Source organism: Nitrosomonas sp. Nm58 (assembly GCF_900107335.1).
In the GTDB taxonomy this organism is placed as follows: Bacteria; Pseudomonadota; Gammaproteobacteria; order Burkholderiales; family Nitrosomonadaceae; genus Nitrosomonas.
The window spans coordinates 34,359-57,949 of the sequence record NZ_FNPQ01000011.1 but is presented as its reverse complement, the minus strand read 5'-3'; the positions used below and the strand labels follow the sequence as shown (position 1 = coordinate 57,949).

Sequence of the window (23,591 nt, the reverse complement as noted above, 5' to 3'; positions counted from 1 at the left end):
CAGCAATACCCTGACAAGTAGAATCGGGCTGCTGCGAGAATGGTGCAGATCTGGATTTTAATAAATTTATACTCATCACACTTCAAAATTCGGTTTTTATCATCCCTCATCCAGCCTTCTCCCAGCGGGAGAAGGTATAGCGGCCGAATTTTGAAGTGTGATGAGTATATTATCCACAAATTCCGTGGATAAGGCTGTGGGTAACTGCTTTATGTCGCGGAAGGGTAATGATTATTCGAGGTGCTTCAAAAAGATGCCACAAAGTGTGATGGACTTACTTCTTCCTCTCGCCCTTCGACAGACTCAGGGCGAACGGTACGAGAATGAGTCAGGTATTCACTTTATCGCATATGGCCATTCCCGCCATTCTCTGAGCATCGGGAAATACAGTCCTAACCGGATAGGTCGTTGTTCTCTCTGCTGCATCAAGTTCGCATAGCGTTCCAGTTGCGGGCGATAGCGCAGCTGTTCTCGATCGAGGAAGGCTTCGATATCGCTGCCCAGGTGGGTACCTGTTTTGTAATCGATAATCCAGCGTATGCCTGTTGCGTCGACAAAAGTTCGGTCCATGACGATATGATCGAGTCCTTCTTTGCGCATGCCGCTCAATGCCCATTCGCAATGGGCGTCGGCATGCTGTCCGCTTAGAATCCAACGGCCTCTTTCATCCTCCCACAGGGTCTTGAGTGCGGTGGATAGTTGCATCAACGCATGATCGAAATGAGTCTGCGCGACCCCATTTTGCATCAGCAAAACCCGGCCAGCCTGTTCAAAACGGAACAAATCCTGGTGGCCAAAACATTCGATGCCGGTTTTACCGATATGCTGCAACAAGCGATGTAGGACTGTGCCGACCTGCCGGGCGGTTTCGCCCGCCCAGTCAAATTCGATCGACTCTTCCGTAATCTGGCGCGAGGCTGCAATGGTCACCTTGACAGCTTCAGGCGGTGGAGGGGAAGCCCAGTCCGCCGCCAGACGAAATCGTTTAGCCGGAAGTAGGGGTAGCAACTGAGTAGTCAGTTCTTTCGAGGCATTTTCTGCCGATTCTTTATCGCTAACTTGAGCATTCAGCAAAGCCTGAAAATGCGCTTTTACTACTGGCCATAGCCGCGCCAGCAGGGAATTTTCAGGCGGGGGCTTAATTTCCATGATCTCTGCATCCGAGTGGTTCACATGGCCGAACAGATGCAGGCGATGTTTAGCGCGTGTGGCCGCAACGTATAGCAAGCGGCCATTTTCCCGATAGCTTTTTGATTTATCCAATTGCCGCAGAGAGGTCATAATCGGATTGGTGTCATCACCCATTGCACTGATCGGTGCAAGCAGTAATGCGGGGTAACCCGATTTGAGTTGATGTTTCATCCAATATAGTAACTTGGTTTCATCATGCTTGCCCGTCCGGCCAAGGCCCGGCAAGATCACTGTATCGAATTCCAGTCCTTTCGCCTTATGGATGGTCATGAGCTGCAGCGAGCCATCCGCCATCACGTCCGGCAAAGCGTAGAGTCGAGCAACACGTTCATCGAGTATCTGAATATCCGGAAGTTGACCGGCTTCGGTCAATTCTTCCAGCAACTGGAAGTAAACCTCCGCGTCGTCCAGATCCGTTTCATCCGTCACACAGGCTGGTCCGCCCAGGGCGATCCACGTGCCTTCCACATTCCTGCGCAAGGAACGTGCTGCCTGCTGAATGATCGCGCTTTCAACGATGGGCAGTACGCGGGCAAGCCGCTGCTGGCCATCCTCACTGAGTTGCGCAAGCTGAGTTGAATCCCGCAGCAAATCAATGATCGTTTTTTGAAAATCGCCACCCGCCAAGGCGTACAGATCCTGAAGTGTCAATCCACACCAGGGTGCACGCAGTAACGCCAGCCAGGCGATACGATCGCCATGGTGCAGCAAGGCGCGGGTCAGGGCAAGCAAATCCTGGATTATGGATCGGTGCGTGAGTCGTTCGATTTCGACTGCCTGAAAACGCAGCCCGGCCTGCTTCAGTTGCGCGATGATCTGCACGAGGTGGGAGCGGTTCCGAACCAGGATGGCGGTCGTGCTACTCGAATGGGCCATTTTAGCCTGCTGCACAATCGATGCGATTTGTTGCGCCTCGGCTTGATCATCTCGTTGCAGCGAAGGATAAAGGGTGACCGCTTCAGGGTGAGTGGCTGCATGAAAATCGACGGACGGTGCATAGGACACGGCGCTTGAGGCTATCTCGTCCTTTGCGGGCAAAATGGCAGGGAAATGCTGATTGATCCAGTCGATGATTCCCTGCTGGGAACGAAAATTGACCGATAAGCGCAGAAATTCAAGTGGAATCTGGCCAAATACTCCATGATCGCGGATCTCAAGGAATAATCCTACTTCAGCTTGCCGGAAGCGGTAAATGGATTGCATAGGATCGCCCACCAGAAAAAGCGTGCGGCCATCATCCGGTTGCCAGCCCGCGGTCAATCGCGCCAGCAGCTCGGCCTGATTGAACGAGGTATCTTGAAATTCATCGACCAGCAAGTGCTGGATACGGTAGTCCAATGCCAATGCCAGATCGGTGGGCGCATCAGGTTCTCCAAGCGCCTGAATCGCAGCCAGTGTCAGCGCTGGAAAGTCGACCTGCCCCATTTGAAGAAATGTGACTTCCAGATACCCCGCCGCTACTGTGAGCAGTTTGAATAATGCTTGCAGCGTCTCCCATTCATCCTCTCTGTATTGATGCGGGGGTAATGTCCGGATCAAGGCCAGTTGCTGGACAAATTCATTTTCAGTCACCAATGCTTGCAGCAAGTCCTCCATTCGCTGCTTCATCTCGCGATAGTGCGCCTTTTCTTCTGGATGACTTCCCTGAGAAGCAGGAGGAAACCCTTCATTTTTGCTCACTCTCTTTCGCAACTCGCCCTTGCTGGTCAACAACAAGGTGGCGAGTCCTTCCCATTGCGGCCGGTCGGTGATTTGCCAGCCTGGTAAATCCTGCAGGGTTTGGCAATGCGCAATGACAGAATCGCCCGTTTCAGGCTGGTTTGCGGCAAACTTTGCCAAAGCGACGATCTCCGCGCGATTAACGGCAGGAGCCTGATCAACGAGCGTTCGTAACGCATCGGTCACCCATTCAGTCAATCCGGCTTCCAGTTTGTCACGCATGAGCACTTCATGATGGGGCCCCGCCAGATAAGCGAGCCATTGATCACGCCGCGCGAGCATGCTCGCGATCAACTGCTGGAGCTTGTCCAGCCGGTTATCCAGATGCGCGATCAAATGCGCAATGGCATCCGACCATTCACCCTCCGACTCGACTACCTCGATCGTTTGCCGGGCCGCTTCCTGATAGAGATCGGATGCTTCCTCCGCGATCGATGGCAGCACACCGAACTCAGAAAGAATGGGCATTTGGCTGACCAGTCCAGCGCACAAGGAATCGATCGTCTGAATGCGCAAGCGGGCAGGATTCTCGAGCAATTGCCAGCCTTTGGCCTGATCGTGCGCCAGCACACGCTGGGCTAGCTGCCAGGTTTGGCGTGCGTATTCTTCTTGCGGAGGGGAAGTATTCTGAGCAGTTGTCAATGCCTGCAGAATCCGTTGGCGCATTTCGCTTGCGGCCTTACGGGTAAAAGTGATCGCTACGATTTCCTCGGGTGAATCGACTCTCGCCAGGAGTATCAGAAACCGCTGGGTCAGCAGGCCAGTTTTGCCTGATCCAGCAGGCGCCTGAACGATAAAAGACTGCTGTGGATCGAGCGCTCGCAGCCGCTCGGCCTGGTCGGCGACTTCCGGTCGTATCGTCATGATTCATTCCCCTTATCCCCTGCCTCGGCATCGGCTTCATCCAGCAAGGTCAATTCATTGATGCGGCACAGCGGTTGCAGCGTGCAGTAAGTACACGTGGCAGGATATTGCTTAGGATCGACCGCCGCTTCGCCACGGCAGAAGCTGTCACCAAGCCTTTCCAAGATCGCTCGCCAATGCGCCAGCACTTGCGGCCAGTCGCCTATCTCACGAGTCTGCGGCAGCTTTTCATGGGATTTCACTCCAGGCAAAATCCCCTCCTCTATCGTGACGCCACTGAATGCCATCTGACCCGCTCGCACCTGGGCAAAGGCCATGCCGGCAAGATTCTCGGTGGAAATCAGGCTGTAGAGCGGCAATTGCGGCTCATCGGGACGGTCTCCAAACCATTGGCTGGCTTTGGCTTCACCTGTTTTGTAATCAATGATCAATCGACACCCGTCTGCGATTTCATCGATGCGATCGACTTTGAGCTGAATGTTGAGCGTGCCCACAACCCATTCATATTTTTTTTCTTTCTCAATGACCCGGAAAGGCAAACGATTTTTTTCCAGATCCAGCCATGACAGCACTTGGCGATGCAACCTATCAGCCTCCATGGCCCGGAAGCGTCGGGTAAATGTTTGCGGATAATGCGGCGCTATTTCAGTGATAGCTGCATTGATTTGATCCAGCACCAGTGTGCTGAGTTGGGTATCTGGCAATGCGACCAATTGTTCGTGCGAGTCTAGCCTATCCCAGACTTTTTCCATGATGCGATGCAGAAGATTACCTCGCGCCATGGCATTCAAGCCGATCTGGATTCCCCCCAGCGGCCCGGCACCCAGACGTAACTCCGCAAATGCCCGGAAGGGACATGCCGCCTGCAACTTGAAAATGCGACTGCCGCCGCTGGTCGTCGTCTGCGCCAGCGATGGCGCTGGATCATGAAGCCACTCACTCAACTGGGCGCTACGATGCACAGTATCACGCCATGAAACGATCTTACTCACTAACAGCGACTCCACTGCCAGAGAGGGGAAATCCTTGATCATAGGGCTAGGACGCAAAGCTTCCTCGCCATTCCGCTGCGGATAACTGACAATCACCTCATCGGCGCTCGTTATGATGCGCTGGGTAAGCCTGCGCGTCACAGACAATTCACGTTGTTCGCTTGAATGCGGCAACTCATTTTTGCGCTGTAATGGCAGGGGAATGAAAGGATTAGGCTGGGGCGATGGCGGCCATACCCCATCATGCAGCCCCATGATCCATAGATGATCGAACTGCATACCATGCGCTTCGAGCGGGCCGAGCACCTGAACCGGTGCAACGCCTGTTTGCGGTTGAAAAATGCGCTCTCCGGTCATCTGCCCAAGCTGACTTAATGCAGCAGACCATGATATCTCTCCCGTTACCCAATCCAGCGTAGCCAATTCCGCCAATAAGGCATGCCACGCTTCAACTGTCTGATATTCATCACTCGATAAGCGGTATCCTTCCAGCCAGCCGACCGTCTTGAGTAGTTGGGCGAAATGTTGCACCCATTGCCCTGGATGATCCTTGCGTGGGCAGGTTTGCAGCCACGTTCTCAGCATATCAAATTTCTTTTCCAGTACGGCGCAGGCATAGCTGCGATTTGTTTTTGACGCATGATAATGCAAGGTATCAAGGGATACCCTGGGCTCACCCGTTTCGCGCAACCGCACATCCAGCAAGGCGCGTGCGCTCGACTCCTGCTCCCAGCCCGCAATAAAGGGCGAGTGAAGCAACAGGCTCACGTCCTGGAGGCTGATCGTAGGCTTGAACAATTCAAGCAGCTTTAATGTCACCGTGATCAGCGGAAAGGCACCCAATGACTTACCGAGAGACACGTTGTAAGGGCGCTCCTGATTCGAATGCCCGGGATGAAAAATTTGCGGAATCAGGATTTCATCCAATGCATGCGTAACGACTTCACGGTGAGAAGACAGCTCTGGCACTACAATCCCTATTTGCGCCTCAGGATGATGCTCCAGCTTCTGCCGCACCCAGCGCGCCATCAAGATCGCCTCCTGACGGTTGTCGGCGCTCGTAATCCGGGCAATTTGACTGTTTTTTGGCTTTAATTGCAGCCACTGCACTTTGCAACCCAATCGATCCAGCGTTTCCAGCAAAACAGATTGCTGAGGCGTGAGCTCATCAAAGCCGGTTAACACCAACTCATTGGGTGCCTGCAATGCTTCCCGCGCAAAGCAATGTCTGAGCTGATCCGGTAGGCAGGCGATCGATAACCAGCCTTTTTGCCGGCAAATACGCTGAAAGAATGACTGCCATTTCCAGAATAATCGGCTGTCATCGTTGTACTGAAAAATCGACTCATTTTGCGGTAAGCACCATTCCTGCAGCAACTGCCAGGCTTTCTGCACCTGGAACGCAGTCCTGCTCATCGGCTGGAATGACAAATCCGAAGCGATCATCTCCTGCCAAATAGCACGCTCCTGATAAGGCGTAAGCAGTCGTCCAAATTCAGAAAATGCACCTGATATCAGGGCTTCCTCCCATAACCGTTGCAGCCAGCTATTCCACGGCAAAATATCCGGTGTCAGCCAGGGTTTCGCATCCCCAGCAACTGCCGCCTGGTCAAAATGTTGATGAAGCACGTGGGCCAGGCGCTGATTTCCGGTAATTACCGTGATGCCTTGGTTTAATTTAGCGAGAATATCCCCGCTATCAGCCAGCAGTGGACCAAGCCGGTAAGCTTTCATGAATTCCAGATTGCCCTCACAAGCAAAAACTTACCATTATGCATTGACTGTTCATATCATGTTGAAATAGGTAGAATTGCGAACCAGAAGTACCTTTATTTAGTTTAAAAGAGAAGAATATCAGGAGAACGAATGAATAAAAAATTGATCGGCAGTATGTTTCTTGCAGTTACATTGTTATGGTCCGCTCAGGCGCTATCTGAGGAAGCAGGATCAGTAGAGCCTTCACAAGAGGCTCCCGCTTCAGAAGCTTCCTCTCCCGAAGCAAAAGAGCCCTCTCCAGAAGCTTCCTCTCCAGAAGCAAAAGAGCCCTCTCAAGAAGCCTCCTCTCCGGAAGCAGCCGAATCATTACCAAGCGGCCAGGGTTGGCGACTTGTTCGCACTGTGGAAATAGCGAAGACCGGTAAATTTGTGCAGATGGTACTGGTAGATTTCAAAAGAGAAATGGATCAAACGGTCTATAGCGCTGCAATTCAACGACTCTGTGGTAAAGAAACGGAGTTCTGCCGCATAAGATTCTGGACTCAGGAACGATTCATCCCCGAGAAAGTGACCCTCACACACGAGCAGCTCAAAGCTCAGAAAGCTGAATTCATATTAAATAAGTCAGCTAGTATCCGCAAAACAACCTGGTCTTGCGATGCTAATCCCGATAAAACGCATTGTGTGAAATACTAATCACCAGATACTCCCCACATTCTTGTTCTACACAAATGTGGGGTAAATATCACTCCATCAGGATAAGCAGCGGAATTAAACGGCCATCAGATATGCAACGCTCGCTTATCCACAGCCAAAGCCGCTTCATGTAATACCTCCGATAACGAAGGATGCGCATGGATGATCCGCGCAAGATCCTCGCTGCTGGCAGCAAATTCCATTGCAACAACAGCTTCCGCAATCATTTCGGAAACATAGGGGCCAATCATATGCACGCCCAGGATACGATCCGTATCAGCGTCGGCGAGCACTTTCACAAAGCCGCTGGTTTCTCCCAAGGCACGTGCGCGCCCATTGGCCATGAAGGGGAATTGTCCTGCGCGATAAGCAATACCGGCTGCTTTAAGTTCCTGCTCGGTTTTTCCTACCCAGGCTATTTCCGGCGAGGTATAAATCACCCAAGGGATGATATTCAGATTAACTTTGACAGACTCATTGGCATGACCTTGCTTTTCGGATGCAATCATTTCTGCGACAGCCACCCCTTCTTCAGAAGCTTTGTGCGCCAGCATCGGACCTCGCACCACATCGCCGACGGCATATACTTTAGGCAGGTTGGTGCGACAGTATTCATCGACTTCAATATAACCACGTTCATTTGTGCTTAAATCCATCTCGTCTGCACCCAGACCTGCTGTATTGGGTATTCTGCCCACGGCAACGATCAGTTTATCGACCTCCAGTTTTTGGGATTCCGCTTTAGCATCAGCATAATCAACCACTACCTGCTCCTTTTCAACCTGGATCGACTTGATCTCGACACCGGTCTGGATCACTAATCCTGACTCACGCGTAAAGATTTTTTGCGCTTCCTTTGCAATCTGCTCATCAGCGGCCATCAGAAAATTTGACTGCGCCTCCAGTATGGTTACTTCTGAACCAAGCCGACGCCATACGCTACCCATCTCCAGACCAATGACTCCTGCGCCAATCACCCCCAGACGTTTAGGCACCTCCGTGATAGCTAATGCTCCGCTATTATCCAATATGCGATCATTGTCAACGCTGATGAACGGCAATTGACGGGGCGTTGATCCGGTCGCAATGATGACGTATTCAGCCTGAATTTCTTCGATCTCGTCACCATTCTTTACCTGAATTTTCCAGATACTATTTTCTTCTTCATGCTTAAACAGTGTTCCTCTGCCATGCAAAGAGGTGACCTTGTTTTTCTTGAATAGCATGGCAATCCCGCCCGTGAAAGCCTTCACAATTTTATTTTTGCGCGTAATCATCACGGGCACATCCATGGATAGACCTTCCAGCTTGATGCCATGATCGATAAATTTATGCGCAGCACGTGCATAATTCTCAGAAGATTCCAGTAACGCCTTAGATGGAATACAGCCCACATTGAGACAAGTGCCTCCCAGACTCGCTACGCCTTGATCATTCTTCCATTCATCAATACATACTGTATTAAGACCTAACTGAGCACAACGAATAGCTGCCACATAGCCGCCCGGACCTGCACCAATAACAGCCACATCGAAAGATTTAGTCATGAATCACCTTATAAAAATGAGTGGTTACAAACGAAGGAGAATTCGTCACTAGCCCGAATATTTTATAAATTCACGTGATGATCACGCAGGATTTTGATTAATAGGGAAGTTTTGTAAGAGAGTGGTGTAGTAATTCATACACCCGACTGAACAAAATCTTTCCTATTAATTAAAGGACAAGTGAGGACACGTGTCAATTTATAAAATATTCGGGCTAAAATAGATCCTTTCAGCAACAACGCCTTCCAAACAAGTAATCTATCAGGGATAGTATTTCAGGTTGATTCAATTAAAATGACAGTTCCTGATTGCCTACCCCGATTTCACTGATTTCCCTGACAGCCTGAACGAAATATGCAGCTTCGTGTAGCTTTATCATTGATTGCGCATGGCGCCGTCCACGCATATGCGCTAGCCGCGCAAGACTCACAGCGGGAATCTCCCATTGCAATGTTTCCAGCAATTGGTCGGCAGATTGGAAATCATTGCATACCAATACCATGTCACAACCTGCTTGTAATGCTGCCCGGGCACGCTCAGTGATGTTGCCATAGCCAGCGGTACCTTGCATGCTCAAATCATCACTAAAGATACAACCATCAAATCCCAATTCATTTCGTAAAATATTTTTCAGCCAGAAGCTGGAGAATCCGGCAGGATACCCATCCATTTTAGGATAAATCACATGTGCCGCCATAATGCCTGCCAAGCCAAAATTGATCATCTGACGAAATGGAATCAGATCATCCATCTCGATATCGGCATAAGTGCGATCATCCATGGCTATTTCAAAATGCGTATCTGCCTGAATATGCCCATGCCCGGGAAAATGCTTGCCTACTGCAGCCATTCCGCCTGATTTCAAGCCCAGCATTAAACTATGCGCTAGTTCTGCAATCGCCTGGGGGGTGCGATGGAAAGCACGGTCACCAATCACACTACTTTGCCCATAATCGATATCAAGCACGGGAGTAAAGCTCAAATCAACACCGCAAGTGGACAACTCCGCCGCCAATACATAACCGGTTTGCTTGGCCAGATGGCGTGCCTGGTGAGGATGCCTGTCCCATATCTTACCTAATTCGCGCATCGCCGGTAATGGCGTAAAATCTTTACGAAAACGTTGCACCCTGCCACCTTCATGATCCACGGCAACGAGTAAAGGTGGATTTCTGAGTGCGTGGATCTCAGCAGTCAATGCTGTCAACTGTTCACACGACTCATAATTGCGGGTAAACAAGATGACGCCTCCTGTAAGGGGATGGCGTAACCTTGCTTTATCTTCGACTGATAACTGGGTACTCACGATATCGAGCATTACCGGACCCAGCGACATCACGCCTTCTCCAGAATCACAAAAGCACTGGCTAGATTGAGTTCATCGCTAAGGGAAAGATGGTGGCTAATAATTCCCTCACGCCTGATCAACTCGGCTAAATCAGGATGAAACTGGAAATACGGTTTACCGAGAGAAGTATGAGCAACAGTGATATTGTTTAACGTTACAGGAGAGCGTAGGCCAGTACCCATTGCTTTGGAAAGAGCCTCTTTGGCCGCAAAGCGCTTAGCTAAAAATATAGCTGGTTTAGCATCCTTGATGTAATCAGACCATTCGTGCTCTGCTAACAATCTACGCGCGAAACGTTCGCCATATTTTTCAAGTGACTGCGCAATACGGGAAAGATCGACGATATCTGTGCCGATTCCATAAATCATTGACTCGCTTCCAGCATGAGTTGCTTCATCTCTCTAACCGCTTGCGCTAATCCAACGAATAATGCATGTGACACAATAGCATGTCCGATATTGAGTTCAGAAAGACCTTGTATCGCTGCAATGGGCCGGGTATTTTGGTAATGCAGTCCATGACCAGCGTTAACTTTTAATCCTTGACTGATACCACAGGTAACGGCTGTGCAAATTTTTTCCAGCTCGCATTGTTGCGCATTGTCATCTTTGGCATCTGCATAATGGCCTGTATGAATCTCAATGACTGGTGCGCCTGCTCTGGCTGCCGCATCTATTTGCCGGCGTTCGGCATCAATGAACAACGATACGCGGATACCGGCGTCTGCCAACTTGCTACAAGCCTGTTTTACTTGTTCGAAATGCCGCACCACGTCCAGTCCTCCTTCCGTAGTCAATTCCTCACGACGCTCTGGAACGAGACATACATCATGAGGTTTGATGCGACACGCAAAGGCAATCATCTCTTCAGTCACTGCGCTTTCCAGATTCATCCGGGTTTGAAGTCGCTCGCGCAAAATTTCCACATCCCGGTCCTGGATATGCCTGCGATCCTCACGCAAGTGGAGCGTGATGGCATCTGCGCCAGCAGACTCAGCAATTAATGCTGCTTCAACTGGATCCGGATAAGTCGTTCCCCGTGCCTGGCGCAGTGTCGCGACATGATCAATATTGACACCCAAAGCAATCATGATGGTTATCTACCTTTAAGCAAAATCAAAGAAACTCTTCATCCACTTTAACCCGAATATTTCATAAATTCGCGTGATCATCACGCAGGATTTTGATTAATAGGGAAGTTTTAAGAAAAAGGGGTGTAGTGACTCATACACCCGACTGAGCAAAATCTTTCCTATTAATCAAAAGACAAGTGAGGGCACGTGCCAATTTATGAAATATTCGGGTTAAGCCGGACTCATGAGTGCATTGTTCTATTATTAAACATTTAGATTCTTCAATCTCATTCATATCCCAAGTTCTTTAAAGTACTGACATCATCTGCCCAGCCACTTTTCACCTTGACCCAGACTTCGAGATATACTTTGCTACCAAACAATTTTTCCATATCTTTACGCGCTTGGGTAGCAACTATTTTAATTTTTTCGCCATTTTTACCTATCACGATAGCTTTCTGACTTGCCTTCTCGACTAGAATACAGGCAAAAATTCGCCGTAGATTTCCTTCTACTGTAAATTGGTCTATGAGTACACTGGTTGAGTAAGGAATCTCCTCGCCCATCAAACGAAATAATTTCTCACGGATCATCTCAGCAGCAAGAAAACGCTCACTTCGATCACTAATCTCATCTTTGTCAAACAAAGGCGGGCTTTCTGGCAAATAAGGCCGGACCACATCGATTAATTCAGTCAGTTGTACTTCCTTCGCCGCGCTGACGGGAACGATGCCAGCAAAGCTAAATTTTTTAGCCATACTCTCCATGAATGGGAGTAGTTGGGTTTTATTCTCTAATTGATCAATTTTGTTAATTACAAGAATAACGGGTCTGTCAATAGGCACCAGCTCTAGTATCTTCTCATCACGTTCATCAAAACGTATCGCTTCGATCACGAACAGCACGATATCGACTTCCCGCATGCTTTGAATGACTGTCCGGTTCATCATATGATTAAGCTGGTTACTATAGCGAGTTTGAAAACCTGGTGTATCAACGAAAATAAATTGAGATTGCTCATCCGTCAAAATACCATTGATACGATGCCGTGTTGTCTGCGCCTTTTTAGAGGTAATACTGATTTTTTGTTGGATCAAATGGTTAAGTAAAGTAGATTTACCGACATTAGGGCGTCCAACAATGGCAACATAACCCGTTCTGAAATGAGGGGAATCCATAAAATGGGATATTTCTGCTCTTATTTAGTGTTATTTTGATATAGCTTGGAATCGTACATTATTATCCCTTCAAAATATTAAGTTTATAAATACACAGGTAATTTAAAGGTATAAGTACGAATAAAATGAATCAAACTAGCGAAGGGCCAAAAAAGAAGTGATGGGTGTTCCCAGTAATCAAGGAATTTTGATGAATTAGCTATGCATGACTAATTCATATGCCTGCTTTGCAGCTTCCTGCTCAGCCCTGCGGCGACTGGTTCCCTCACCTATCGTTCGAATATTAAGCTTTGGAATGACGCATTCTACTCTAAATTTCTGCCGATGCGCTTCCCCGCTCGTAGTGATGATAGTATATTCCGGCAGGGCAACCCTGCGACCCTGCAAATATTCCTGCAGCATCGTCTTAGGATCCTTACCTAAGGTTTCGAGATCCAAATTTTGTAATAATGGTTTATAAAGATTGTTAACAAAATTTTCAACTTCAAGGAATCCACCTTCCAGGTAAATAGCACCTATCACTGCTTCCAGTGCATTAGCAAGAATAGAGGGGCGGTGATGTCCTCCGCTTTTTCGTTCTCCCTCGCCTAGCCTGATTAAATCACCTAAACTCAGTGCCGATGCAAGCTCAAATAATGCGTGTTGATTAACAAGATTAGCACGGAGTCTTGATAAATTTCCTTCCGGTAGGTGCGGGAGCTGTTTGAACAGTAACGCAGACACAGCACAATTCAATGCACTGTCCCCAAGAAACTCAAGGCGCTCGTTATGCGGGGAACCAAAGCTTCGATGTGTCAACGCCTCCTGCAACAATTCCGGCTGCTTAAAAACATAGCCAATTTTGTGAAAGAAATCGTTAGGACCTGTAATTGAAAAGCTTTGTAAGTGACGTGTATCCAAGCCAGATGAGCTCATTGATTACTTGCAGCAGTAAAATCAATATCTAAAGAAACATTAGCAAATAAAGGCTTTTTAACCGAATAGCTTACGCTAAGAACGGTTTGCTCGCCTACTTTACTAATTTCAATATCGCGACTATTCACAGTTGCAATATTATCGATAGTTACGCGTTTGTCGAAAGATTGGCGTATTTCCCTGGGATGAGCATTCTGCAAGCTTGGGTCACTGGCTATGGCAACTAATGCACGCTTGATTGCAGCATATTCTATATACGATGGAATTAATTTCATTCCCAGAATAGCGATCATAACGACAACTGCTGACCAAATTAACAACCCAGAAAGACCGATACCTTGCTGTTTTTTTCTCATCACATGACGCATATTTTCTCTATCCCAAATCCCATTCCTGAATTCATTATTCTATCGACAACCCGATTCGACCCAAGTCACTAAAATTCCACCAAATCATAAAAGCTTTTCCAACAATATTTTCCTCTGGAACAAACCCCCAATAACGACTATCGCTACTGCCATCACGGTTATCACCCAACATAAAATAATTTCCATCAGGTACTTTACAAGTAAATCCTGTCCTGTCGAATACACAATTCTCTCTGAAAGGAAAATAATGCACACTCGATAACATTATATTAGGTATCTCTTGATTGATAAGAATGTTGTAACTTTTCTCTCCTACAAATTCCTTGAAGCGCTGGGTATAAATATAAGCAAGCCCTGATTCAATATATTTATAATCTCCATCTAATTTCATTTCTATTGGTACACCATTAATGCTCAGTTTCTTATTACGGTAAGCAACGATATCTCCAGGCAAACCAATCACTCGTTTAATATAATCTATCGAAGGATCTTCCGGATAACGGAATACCATGACCTCCCCTCGTTTGGGTTGATTCATATCAATTATCTTATGATTGATAACTGGCAACCGGATTCCATAGGTATATTTGTTTACCAGTATAAAATCTCCTACCAGTAATGTGGGTATCATCGATCCTGAAGGGATCTTGAATGGTTCTACCAAAAAAGAACGAAGACAGAAAACGATCAAGATGATAGGAAAAAAACTTTTGGGATACTCCACCCACCATGGTTCTGCAATATCGTTCTCGCGCTTATGTTTCAAAAAAAGAAAATCGAGCAGCCAGATACTGCCGGTCACGATCAATAAGATGAGTAACACTAAAGGAAAATTCATTTCATTTTCCTTAATGATAAATCAAGCTTATAACATAATAGAAAGGGCAAATATTCATGGTTATCACTCAGTTAATTTGATCTTATAGCAACCTATTATTTGCCAACCTGCAGAATGGCCAGAAATGCTGCCTGGGGAATCTCTACATTACCGACTCGTTTCATACGTTTTTTCCCCGCTTTCTGCTTCTCAAGCAACTTACGTTTGCGCGTTATATCCCCACCATAGCATTTGGCCAAAACATTCTTACGTAATGCTTTAACATTTTCTCTTGCCACGACATGCGCACCAATTGCTGCTTGCACTGCGATATCAAACATTTGACGCGGAATAAGCTCGCGCATCTTTTGCGCTAATTCACGACCTCTTTGCTGGCTACTGGCACGATGCACGATTAACGACAACGCATCCACTTTTTCGCTATTAATCAGTATATCGAGTCTAACCAGATCGGATGCGCGGAACTCTTTGAATTCATAATCCAGCGAAGCATACCCACGACTCACCGATTTTAGCTTATCAAAAAAATCCATGACCACTTCATTTAGCGGCATTTCATAAACCAGCATGACTTGCCTGCCCATATATTGCATATTTCTTTGGGTACCACGCTTTCCGGTACACAGGGACATAACCGTTCCTACATATTCTTCTGGAACTAATATCGTGGTGGTAATAATGGGTTCTCGAATCTCTTCAATTTTGGAGAGCTCGGGCATTTTTGATGGATTCTCAATTTCAGCAACCGTACCATCACGCAGCGCAACCTGATAAACCACTGTTGGCGCGGTGGTGATAAGATCCATATCATATTCCCGCTCCAGCCTCTCCTGAACAATGTCCAAATGGAGCAAACCTAGAAAGCCGCAACGGAAACCAAACCCGAGTGCTTGCGATGTTTCTGGCTCAAACTGCAACGATGCATCATTAAGCTGCAACTTTTCTAAGGCAGCACGTAATGCATCATATTGATTGGACTCGACCGGATAAAGCCCGGCAAATACCTGCGACTTGATTTCTTTAAACCCGACCAAAGGTTCAGCTGCAGGATTATCAGCCAATGTGACAGTATCGCCTACCTTGGCTGACTTCAATTCCTTGATGCCAGAGATAACGAAGCCTACTTCGCCCGCGCTCAGTAAATCACGATTTTCGGCTTTAGGCAAAAATACACCGACTTGTTCACATAAATGCGTGGCTCGACTGGCCATCAACATGATCTTATTTCCGGCTTTCAAGGTACCATCTACTACTCGCACCAATATCACTACACCGACATAATTATCAAACCACGAGTCGATGATGAGTGCTTTTAATGGTGCGCCAACATCTCCTTTAGGTACGGGGATACGCTTAACGACTGCCTCGAGCACATCCTGTATGCCTTCACCCGTTTTAGCGCTAACACGCAAGGCATCCTCAGCATCTATTCCGATGATATCTTCTATTTCTGCAATCACTCGATCCGGGTCAGCAGCAGGCAAATCAATCTTATTCAATACCGGTATCACCTCGACACCCTGCTCGATAGCGGTATAGCAGTTAGCCACTGTCTGAGCTTCTACTCCCTGGGAAGCATCCACCACCAATAAAGCACCTTCACAGGCAGCTAAGGACCGCGACACTTCATAAGAGAAATCGACATGGCCAGGTGTATCAATCAAGTTCAGCAGAAAAGTCTGACCATTACGTGCCTGGTATCTCAATGCAACAGTCTGAGCTTTGATCGTGATGCCACGTTCACGCTCCAAGTCCATAGAGTCAAGCACTTGCTCTTCCATCTCTCGATCAGATAAGCCACCACAAAACTGTATGATACGATCAGCTAATGTGGATTTACCATGATCGATATGCGCGATAATAGAAAAATTGCGAATGTGTAGCATTCGGTTGGAGTTTTAAATATCAGGAATCTTTTTGTTAGTGTGTAATAACGGTCTGATTTACTTTCGAATAAAAAAATGTCGACCTTGGTTAGCCGACAGCATTCTATCGAACTTTAGCAAAATACGCATCTAACGCAGCATCATCGAGATAATAATGGCAGATTTCGTCTTGTTTTCCCGTTGCCGATACCAATACGGGAATTCGCTCATTATACTGACTAACCAGCTCAGGATCACTGTCAATATCAATCACTTCAAATTCAAACTGGATTTGCTTCTGTAATTTCTGCAATGATGCAATCATTTCCTGGCACAGATGACAATCTCTTCGGCCATACACAATCAGCTTTTTCATAGAATCAGGCATCATATGTATTTTTAATTATCGAGCTTCATTGTAATGAAAGTAGTCATATCGCCCCTTTTTATCAACAATGCAATATTCCGTCCTTTCTCAACCTTGTTAAGTAGTTGATTAAATTGTTTAATCGTTTTGACATCCCGGTTATTGAATCCGAGAATAATATCACCTTCACGTATGCCGGCACGGCTCGCAACACCAGCTTGCGCTTCTTCGACCAACAATCCGTTCTCTACACCGAGCTGTTTCTTCTGTCTGTCAGAGAGCTCGCTCAGGGCCAATCCAAGACGGTTAGAAGTATCAGGTGTTTTGCTTTGTTTTCGACCGTGCTCACTTTCATCTGATGGCATTTCCCCAACGGAAACAGTGAGATTCTTGGTGGCACCATTACGCCAGACCTGCACCGATACTTTGGATTTGGGTTTAGTATTCCCCACGATACGCGGCAAATCGCTGGAAATAGCGATATCCTTACCGTCAAATTTCAAAATGACATCTCTCACCTCGACTCCTGCTTTGTCTGCCGGGCCATCTTTTTCTACAGAAACAACCAGTGCGCCACGTGATTGAGATAAGCCAAAGGATTCAGCCAGTTCCTCGGTCATCTCCTGAATCATGACACCAAGTTTCCCGCGTGAAACCTTCCCATGTGCCTTAAGTTGATCAGCAATCTCCGTTGCCACATTGATTGGAATAGCGAAAGACAATCCCATAAAGCCACCTGTCCGGCTATAAATCTGCGAATTGATACCGACCACTTCTCCCTTCATGTTAAAAAGGGGGCCACCGGAATTTCCAGGATTGATCGCCACATCTGTCTGGATGAAAGGAACATAGCTTTCCTGAGCAAGCGAGCGACCTTTGGCACTTACTATCCCTGCTGTCACGCTATTTTCGAAACCAAAGGGAGAGCCAATTGCAATAACCCACTCCCCTACCTTAAGTTTATCCGGATCACCTTGGGTCACCACCGGCAGGTCTTTTGCATCGATCCTGATGAGGGCCACGTCAGTTTTATGATCCGTACCAATGACCTGTGCATTAAACTCTCTTTTATCATTCAGTTTTACTGTAATCTCATTGGCAGATTCAACCACATGCGCATTAGTCAGGATATAGCCATCCTTACTAATAATGAAACCAGAGCCTAGTGATCTGGATTCATACTTCCTAGGACCTGAAAATGGTTGCATATACCTGCGAAAAAACTCAAAAAAAGGAGAATCTTCAGGAAGATTAGGAATTTCTGGAAAAATCTGACTCCCAGCAATCTGCTGTGTTTGTACTGTACTTATATTTACAACCGCTTCTCCATATTGCTCAACTAAGCCGGTAAAATCAGGCAGTTCCTTTGAATGAATGGAACTGATTGAAGAAATTATTAAGAGGCACAGTAAAACAAATTTTTGCATATTTTTTCTTGATAAAAGAATTAGTAAAATACTGGAAATATAATAATCAAATAGAAATGTGGCTAAATCTTACAAAGAATGATAGCAGCTATTTACTTGATCAAAAATCCTTGTTGATGCCGATCTAGCAAACCATGACACTTCAACCTTAGAAGCTCATCAAGAACAATTCACTCGAAATTTATGAAGTCCTACCTAGATTTTTCTTCCTTTTCTTCAACCTGATATTCGCCCGTTACCGGCACATGCATCATCGTATTAGGTAGAAACCCTCTATGAGTCAATGAATAATCACCAACATGCTGAGGAACAAATGGAAGTGTAAGGGCTGAGGAAGGTAGAAAAACATTAGGATGATCAACTTGAACAATGGTGTTACTATTCACCTTTTCAGCAATAAGCACTTCCTGCTGAATGCCCGTTGCTTGCATTATTAACCATCCACTTACCAAGGCAGCAAAGGAAGCAGCAGCTGAAAGAGCAATTAATTTCCGTTTATGCAATTGTGATACACGTGGCGTAAATAAGATCGGTTCGCTTATCAATCGATCACTGACTCGTCTTGCCACATCAATTGAAAGTGATGTAGTAGATTGCCGTAGCGCCTCACTGATCATATGATATGTTTCCCAATCACTTAATAAATCATTTTTCTTCTTCAATTCTGTGATTATCTCATCGGCATTCACCGTATCAAGTTCACCATCCATCAGCTCTGATATTTTACTTTTCATATAACCACCCCTTCATTACCATTACCACCTTTTGTCTTTTCCTGTTCCCAATAAAGGCCGCAGTTTCTCAGCTATGGCCTCTCGTGCACGAAATATGCGAGAACGAACTGTACCTATGGGGCAATTCATAATGCTCGCAATCTCTTCATAACTTAAACCTTCAATTTCCCTTAGAACAATCGCAGTCCTTAATTCTTCAGGTAACGCGTCTAATGTTTGATTAACCGTTTGAGCAATTTGTTTACTCATCAGTTCACTTTCAGGAGTACTTACTTCCCGTAATTTACCTGCCTCTTCAAAATTCTCTGCATCTTCATTATCAAACTCATTAACGGTCGTGGGTACCTTTCTTCCTTGGGATACAAGAAAGTTTTTTGCTGTATTGATGCCGATACGATATAACCAAGTATAAAAGGCACTCTCACCACGAAATGACGGTAAAGCGCGATAAGCCTTAATAAAAGTTTCTTGAGAAATATCTTCAACCTCCGCAGCATCACGAATAAACTGTGATAATAGACGTGCCAATTTTCTCTGATATTTGATCACTAGCAAATCAAAAGCACGCTTATCACCATGCTGCACACGTTCAACCAATTGTTGATCGATTTCACGATCACCCATGCCATCAGTTCCCCGAAATTAAAAAATAGATAACTTTTGATGCAGCCACTCAAATTTTAAATTGAGCAGTCAGCAAAGTATACCTGTTTATGCCCGTTCGGAGATCCGTTGTGAGCTATTACAAATCGGATTAGAGACAATAAATCATTCAGATTAGTTCACTATTTTTACTCAATAAGAGTTTCAACGAAACTTTAGTTATTGAGTTATGATTGATAGACAATCTTGACAACTTTAGTTTACAAATAAATTAAGACTATTCGATGCAACAATATCATTTTGATACGCTGATTATCGGCAGTGGCCTAGCTGGGCTTACGCTTGCACTCAATCTAGCACAAACTCAGAAAGTAGCTATTGTCACTAAACGAACATTACATGATAGCTCCAGTACCTGGGCTCAAGGGGGAATTGCCGCAGTGCTTTCAATGGAGGACTCTTCTGATTCTCATATCCGCGACACATTGGTTGCCGGCGCCGGATTATGTGATGAAACAATTACAGGCTACGTAGTTGAAAATGGACCTCAGGCTGTCAGATGGCTGATTTCTCAGGGAGTCAACTTTACACGCGATAACAATAATGAAACAGGGTATCACCTTACACAAGAAGGTGGGCATAGTGTGCGTCGAGTTATTCACACCAATGACGCCACTGGTAAAGCTGTGCAACTTACGCTAAGTAAGCAAATTTGTACACATCCCAATATTGTCATCCTCGAGCATCATATCGCAGTTGATCTGATCACAAGCTCTAAATTACCTCATCATCCCGGCAAACAGAATGCTCGATGCTATGGCGCTTATGTATTGGATATTAAAGCAGATAAAATTCACACCATTGCTGCCCACAGCACGGTATTAGCGACAGGAGGGGCTGGTAAAGTCTATCTTTATACAACTAATCCCGATACTGCCACGGGTGACGGTATCGCCATGGGATGGCGTGCAGGTTGCAGGATCGCCAACATGGAATTTATTCAATTTCACCCTACCTGCCTTTATCACCCGCATGCTAAATCTTTCCTAATTAGTGAAGCCGTTAGAGGTGAAGGGGGATTATTAAAACTTCCCAATGGCGAGCGCTTTATGCCTAGACATGATGTGCGCGCGGAACTTGCGCCACGAGATATTGTCGCACGTGCTATTGATTTTGAAATGAAAAAAAGAGGTCTTGACTGTGTTTATCTGGATATTTCTCATAAATCGCCCGGTTTCCTCAAGCAGCACTTCCCCACTATTTATGCTCGATGCCACGAATTAGGGATTGATATCACCCGCCAACCCATCCCAGTCGTTCCCGCTGCACATTACACATGCGGCGGTATTGTTACTGATCGAAATGGCAAAACTGATCTAGACAACTTATATGCCATTGGCGAGACCGCTCATACTGGATTACATGGTGCCAACCGATTAGCCAGCAATTCTTTACTAGAGTGTTTGGTATTCGGCCAAGCTGCAGCCAAGGATATCCTCAATCAATCACCAGTACCTCCTATATCACTACCAAAATGGGATGAAAGCCGTGTAACAGACGCAGACGAGGAAATCGTGATTTCGCATAACTGGGATGAATTACGCCGCTTCATGTGGAGTTACGTAGGAATCGTACGAACCAATAAACGCTTGCAGCGTGCTCAAAACCGCATAAATCTGCTACATGAGGAAATCAACGAGTACTATACTAATTTCCGCGTAACAGGTGATTTGTTAGAGCTACGCAACCTGGTTACGACTGCTGATTTAATTGTGCAAAGTGCAAAGTTACGCCATGAAAGCCGTGGATTGCACTATAGCCTTGATTATCCAGACACTTCACCACAAGCCCAGAATACTATCTTGAAACGAAAAGAATTCGAATTGATTTCCTAGAATACGGCAGTAATATAGGCGCGACAAATCCAGCATTTGTCGCTTGTTTCACATACATCAGAAAGCTCTCTCATCCTCAATATAATAAGTTGTAATTTAGAAAAACCGCTTAAAGTCTTTATTTTTATAAAAAAAACATGGCTGGGTGATAGAAAACAAAAAGGACAGATGTAATGAGAATTGCGATAGATTATGTCACATCAAATACAGATGATAAATCGGATACTATCCGCCAAACAGAACTACGCCATAATCCCAGGTCATTTTTAAAATTAATTTTGCTTGGCTTCTCAATAATAGGCTTACCATTGATCGCCGCGCTAATCTATAGTGCGACACGTATTGATCAGCTTGCCGAACAAAGCCGCAAAACTGTTTATCAAGCAACACAAATTACACATGGCAGCAGTATACTCATTGATGAAATCATTGACATGGAGCGAAGTGTACAGCACGCACATATCTTGGAAGATTTATCCTTACTCAAAGGTTATTTTCAGGCACACGTCAATTTTGAGAAAACAGCGATAAAGCTGCTTGAAGTTTCTCCCCATCTCAAACAACAGCTTTTATTGGAAAAATTACGATTATTTGAGACAACGATTTTTCGCGAAATACTGGCTTCATATGACACACCTCAGAATTTGCGAGATTTGCTCGATCAATTTGCCTCTCTGCTTATCCTTGCTCAGGATTTTTCTACAGAAAATTATCAGTTAATTGGGCAGAACGTAAACGAAATGAGTGAAATGGCCGCACATGCCCGTACTTTGGTAGAATGGGAATTAGTCATTCTGATTCCATTTGTTATCTCGCTGGCACTTACTTTCTCGGTGTTCATGGCTCGTCCACTTCGCCAGCTTGATGAAGCAATTTATAATATGGGACAGGGTAAGTTATCCAGCGCGGTACGAATCAATGGGCCGGAAAATTTAAAATACTTAGGCTCTCGCCTGGACTGGATGCGCCGCCGCTTGCTTAAATTAGAAGAACAGAAAATTCTGTTCTTGCGGCATGTCTCTCATGAACTTAAAACACCCCTCACCGCCATTCGTGAAGGTGCTAATCTCCTTGCAGAAGGAATAACCGGTAATCTTAATAAGAAACAGCAACAAATAGCGGATATTCTCCATACTAGCAGTATTCAATTGCAGAAACGCATTGAAGATTTATTGAGCTTTAGTGCACTTCAAGCAGACAAAACTGCACTCATTAAACAGCGCACAAATCTAGCTCACATCATCACCAATATATTGAAAGATCAGAATCTTTCCATTATGAGCAGAAAAATAAAGATTGAGTTGACTTCCCCAGATCTGCTACTTGAATGCGACAAGCAGAAAATTGGCATTATTATTGATAACCTTTTATCAAATGCCATAAAATTCTCCCCACAGGGAGGCAGCATCAAAATCTCTACGATACAAATCGGTCAAATCATCCAACTCGACATCATTGACAATGGCATTGGTATTGATATCACCGACGAGGATAAAATATTTGAACCCTTTTATCAGGGGCGCAGTATACCTAATAGCCATATCAGAGGAACTGGGCTTGGATTATCCATTGCCCGAGAATATGCGCTCGCACACGGTGGAGATATTGAACTCATTAAACATATTGGACAAGGAGCCCATCTCCGTCTGATTTTGCCTATCCATGACCCTGAAGCACAACCATGAGTGTCACTTTCAAGTCCATATTACTTTTCATATTTTCTGCTACATTAATCGGATGCACAGTAACGCCTGCTCAACAATCAGCAGTCATTTTTACCGAACAAACTCTTCAGCAAGATAAATCTGACCAATACAACAGCCTCGATAAATTGATGTTGTATCATGATCTGCTACAGGAAAAGAATACTTTCCAATTAGCTTGGGAATACAATTATGCTAAAAATCACTTCAAAAATAATACCGATCCCGAAAGCCGTCTTAAATATATCTTACTTATTAGCTTACCCAATACGGTTTTCACAGATACCCACACTGCTCTTGATTTATTGAATAACTGGCCACAGGATATAACGCTACCGCCTAATTTGGCTAGTTTCAAGAAATTATTAGTTTTACTGCTTACAGAACAACAAATTGCAAAAACTCATACAAAAAATTTATTGCAAAGATTAAAAGTATCGGAAGAACATGCTCAAACTCTGCAAAATAGAATAGACGCAATAAAAAGTATGGAAAAAAACCCAATTAAAAATATGGAAAAGAACCCAATCCGAAGAATAACACCTTGAGTAAA

The 23,591-nt window shown here is 45.6% G+C and carries 19 protein-coding genes; 4 read left to right on the top strand and 15 right to left on the bottom strand.

Annotated elements, in window-relative coordinates:
- Positions 1–336: 336 nt before the first annotated feature.
- Together BLW34_RS06300 and BLW34_RS06295 are read right to left on the bottom strand one after the other, a co-directional pair.
- Positions 337–3,774, bottom strand: coding sequence for a UvrD-helicase domain-containing protein (locus BLW34_RS06300; RefSeq protein WP_090577102.1), 3,438 nt, complete (start codon positions 3,772–3,774; stop codon positions 337–339).
- A complete protein-coding gene (locus BLW34_RS06295) occupies positions 3,771–6,500 on the bottom strand; it encodes a PD-(D/E)XK nuclease family protein (protein ID WP_090577099.1) in 2,730 nt (909 codons plus the stop codon). The genes BLW34_RS06300 and BLW34_RS06295 overlap by 4 nt, the downstream gene beginning before the upstream one ends.
- A gap of 132 nt (positions 6,501–6,632) precedes the next feature.
- On the opposite strand from BLW34_RS06295, the gene BLW34_RS06290 reads away from it, so the two are divergent.
- On the top strand, positions 6,633–7,178 hold the full coding sequence (locus BLW34_RS06290; RefSeq protein ID WP_090577096.1) for a hypothetical protein: 546 nt from the start codon (positions 6,633–6,635) through the stop codon (positions 7,176–7,178).
- Positions 7,179–7,264: 86 nt separating this feature from the next.
- Here the strand turns inward: BLW34_RS06290 and lpdA are convergent, their stop codons facing one another.
- From lpdA to rpoE, 13 genes are all read right to left on the bottom strand, one after another.
- A complete protein-coding gene (lpdA, locus tag BLW34_RS06285; RefSeq protein WP_090577093.1) occupies positions 7,265–8,725 on the bottom strand; it encodes a dihydrolipoyl dehydrogenase in 1,461 nt (486 codons plus the stop codon).
- Between the two features lie 289 nt (positions 8,726–9,014).
- On the bottom strand, positions 9,015–10,061 hold the full coding sequence (gene nagZ, locus BLW34_RS06280; protein ID WP_090577090.1) for a beta-N-acetylhexosaminidase: 1,047 nt from the start codon (positions 10,059–10,061) through the stop codon (positions 9,015–9,017).
- Positions 10,061–10,441: a holo-ACP synthase gene (acpS, locus tag BLW34_RS06275; RefSeq protein ID WP_090539639.1), complete on the bottom strand. Its 381-nt coding sequence runs from the start codon at positions 10,439–10,441 to the stop codon at positions 10,061–10,063. Before acpS ends, nagZ begins: the two co-directional genes overlap by 1 nt.
- Positions 10,438–11,163, bottom strand: a complete 726-nt coding sequence (gene pdxJ / locus BLW34_RS06270) for a pyridoxine 5'-phosphate synthase (protein ID WP_090539641.1) — start codon at positions 11,161–11,163, stop codon at positions 10,438–10,440. The genes acpS and pdxJ overlap by 4 nt, the downstream gene beginning before the upstream one ends.
- Positions 11,164–11,432: 269 nt before the next feature.
- A complete protein-coding gene (gene era / locus BLW34_RS06265; protein ID WP_090577087.1) occupies positions 11,433–12,323 on the bottom strand; it encodes a GTPase Era in 891 nt (296 codons plus the stop codon).
- Between the two features lie 195 nt (positions 12,324–12,518).
- The gene (rnc, locus tag BLW34_RS06260) at positions 12,519–13,238 is read right to left on the bottom strand and encodes a ribonuclease III (RefSeq protein ID WP_090577084.1); all 720 of its coding nucleotides are present in this window, start codon (positions 13,236–13,238) and stop codon (positions 12,519–12,521) included.
- A complete protein-coding gene (locus BLW34_RS06255; RefSeq protein ID WP_090577081.1) occupies positions 13,235–13,606 on the bottom strand; it encodes a DUF4845 domain-containing protein in 372 nt (123 codons plus the stop codon). Before BLW34_RS06255 ends, rnc begins: the two co-directional genes overlap by 4 nt.
- Positions 13,607–13,640: 34 nt before the next feature.
- The gene (lepB, locus tag BLW34_RS06250; RefSeq protein WP_090577078.1) at positions 13,641–14,444 is read right to left on the bottom strand and encodes a signal peptidase I; all 804 of its coding nucleotides are present in this window, start codon (positions 14,442–14,444) and stop codon (positions 13,641–13,643) included.
- A 95-nt stretch (positions 14,445–14,539) separates the two neighbouring features.
- Positions 14,540–16,330 (bottom strand): translation elongation factor 4, encoded by a 1,791-nt coding sequence (lepA, locus tag BLW34_RS06245; RefSeq protein WP_090577075.1) that lies wholly within the window; start codon positions 16,328–16,330, stop codon positions 14,540–14,542.
- 103 nt (positions 16,331–16,433) lie between these two features.
- Complete coding sequence (locus BLW34_RS06240) at positions 16,434–16,685, bottom strand: glutaredoxin family protein (RefSeq protein WP_256203627.1); 252 nt, start codon at positions 16,683–16,685, stop codon at positions 16,434–16,436.
- 23 nt (positions 16,686–16,708) lie between these two features.
- Positions 16,709–18,103 carry a DegQ family serine endoprotease gene (locus BLW34_RS06235; RefSeq protein WP_090577067.1) on the bottom strand — a complete coding sequence of 465 codons (1,395 nt, stop codon included), beginning with the start codon at positions 18,101–18,103 and terminating at the stop codon, positions 16,709–16,711.
- A 191-nt stretch (positions 18,104–18,294) separates the two neighbouring features.
- Entirely contained in the window at positions 18,295–18,837 is a 543-nt protein-coding gene (locus tag BLW34_RS06230) for a sigma-E factor negative regulatory protein (protein ID WP_090577065.1), read from the bottom strand.
- Between the two features lie 21 nt (positions 18,838–18,858).
- Positions 18,859–19,461: an RNA polymerase sigma factor RpoE gene (gene rpoE / locus BLW34_RS06225; RefSeq protein WP_090577062.1), complete on the bottom strand. Its 603-nt coding sequence runs from the start codon at positions 19,459–19,461 to the stop codon at positions 18,859–18,861.
- Positions 19,462–19,724: 263 nt separating this feature from the next.
- Here rpoE and nadB point away from each other — a divergent pair, with 263 nt between their 5' ends.
- The 3 genes from nadB (at position 19,725) to BLW34_RS06210 (ending at position 23,586) form a co-directional block, all read left to right on the top strand.
- Positions 19,725–21,335 carry an L-aspartate oxidase gene (gene nadB, locus BLW34_RS06220; protein WP_090577059.1) on the top strand — a complete coding sequence of 537 codons (1,611 nt, stop codon included), beginning with the start codon at positions 19,725–19,727 and terminating at the stop codon, positions 21,333–21,335.
- 173 nt (positions 21,336–21,508) lie between these two features.
- On the top strand, positions 21,509–23,020 hold the full coding sequence (locus BLW34_RS06215; protein WP_090577056.1) for a HAMP domain-containing sensor histidine kinase: 1,512 nt from the start codon (positions 21,509–21,511) through the stop codon (positions 23,018–23,020).
- Entirely contained in the window at positions 23,017–23,586 is a 570-nt protein-coding gene (locus BLW34_RS06210; RefSeq protein ID WP_090577053.1) for a hypothetical protein, read from the top strand. Before BLW34_RS06215 ends, BLW34_RS06210 begins: the two co-directional genes overlap by 4 nt.
- Positions 23,587–23,591 lie beyond the last annotated feature (5 nt).

Bases quoted from the DNA above. Each gene is read 5' to 3' on its own strand.
- BLW34_RS06215 (WP_090577056.1), top strand. From the start codon at position 21,509: ATGAGAATTGCGATAGATTATGTCACATCAAATACAGATGATAAATCG.
- lepA (WP_090577075.1), bottom strand. From the start codon at position 16,330: ATGCTACACATTCGCAATTTTTCTATTATCGCGCATATCGATCATGGT.
- rpoE (WP_090577062.1), bottom strand. From the start codon at position 19,461: ATGGGTGATCGTGAAATCGATCAACAATTGGTTGAACGTGTGCAGCAT.
- lpdA (WP_090577093.1), bottom strand. From the start codon at position 8,725: ATGACTAAATCTTTCGATGTGGCTGTTATTGGTGCAGGTCCGGGCGGC.
- era (WP_090577087.1), bottom strand. From the start codon at position 12,323: ATGGATTCCCCTCATTTCAGAACGGGTTATGTTGCCATTGTTGGACGC.
- lepB (WP_090577078.1), bottom strand. From the start codon at position 14,444: ATGAATTTTCCTTTAGTGTTACTCATCTTATTGATCGTGACCGGCAGT.
- nagZ (WP_090577090.1), bottom strand. From the start codon at position 10,061: ATGTCGCTGGGTCCGGTAATGCTCGATATCGTGAGTACCCAGTTATCA.
- rnc (WP_090577084.1), bottom strand. From the start codon at position 13,238: ATGAGCTCATCTGGCTTGGATACACGTCACTTACAAAGCTTTTCAATT.
- BLW34_RS06235 (WP_090577067.1), bottom strand. From the start codon at position 18,103: ATGCAAAAATTTGTTTTACTGTGCCTCTTAATAATTTCTTCAATCAGT.
- BLW34_RS06300 (WP_090577102.1), bottom strand. From the start codon at position 3,774: ATGACGATACGACCGGAAGTCGCCGACCAGGCCGAGCGGCTGCGAGCG.
- BLW34_RS06255 (WP_090577081.1), bottom strand. From the start codon at position 13,606: ATGCGTCATGTGATGAGAAAAAAACAGCAAGGTATCGGTCTTTCTGGG.
- nadB (WP_090577059.1), top strand. From the start codon at position 19,725: ATGCAACAATATCATTTTGATACGCTGATTATCGGCAGTGGCCTAGCT.
- pdxJ (WP_090539641.1), bottom strand. From the start codon at position 11,163: ATGATTGCTTTGGGTGTCAATATTGATCATGTCGCGACACTGCGCCAG.
- BLW34_RS06230 (WP_090577065.1), bottom strand. From the start codon at position 18,837: ATGAAAAGTAAAATATCAGAGCTGATGGATGGTGAACTTGATACGGTG.
- acpS (WP_090539639.1), bottom strand. From the start codon at position 10,441: ATGATTTATGGAATCGGCACAGATATCGTCGATCTTTCCCGTATTGCG.
- BLW34_RS06240 (WP_256203627.1), bottom strand. From the start codon at position 16,685: ATGAAAAAGCTGATTGTGTATGGCCGAAGAGATTGTCATCTGTGCCAG.
- BLW34_RS06295 (WP_090577099.1), bottom strand. From the start codon at position 6,500: ATGAAAGCTTACCGGCTTGGTCCACTGCTGGCTGATAGCGGGGATATT.
- BLW34_RS06210 (WP_090577053.1), top strand. From the start codon at position 23,017: ATGAGTGTCACTTTCAAGTCCATATTACTTTTCATATTTTCTGCTACA.
- BLW34_RS06290 (WP_090577096.1), top strand. From the start codon at position 6,633: ATGAATAAAAAATTGATCGGCAGTATGTTTCTTGCAGTTACATTGTTA.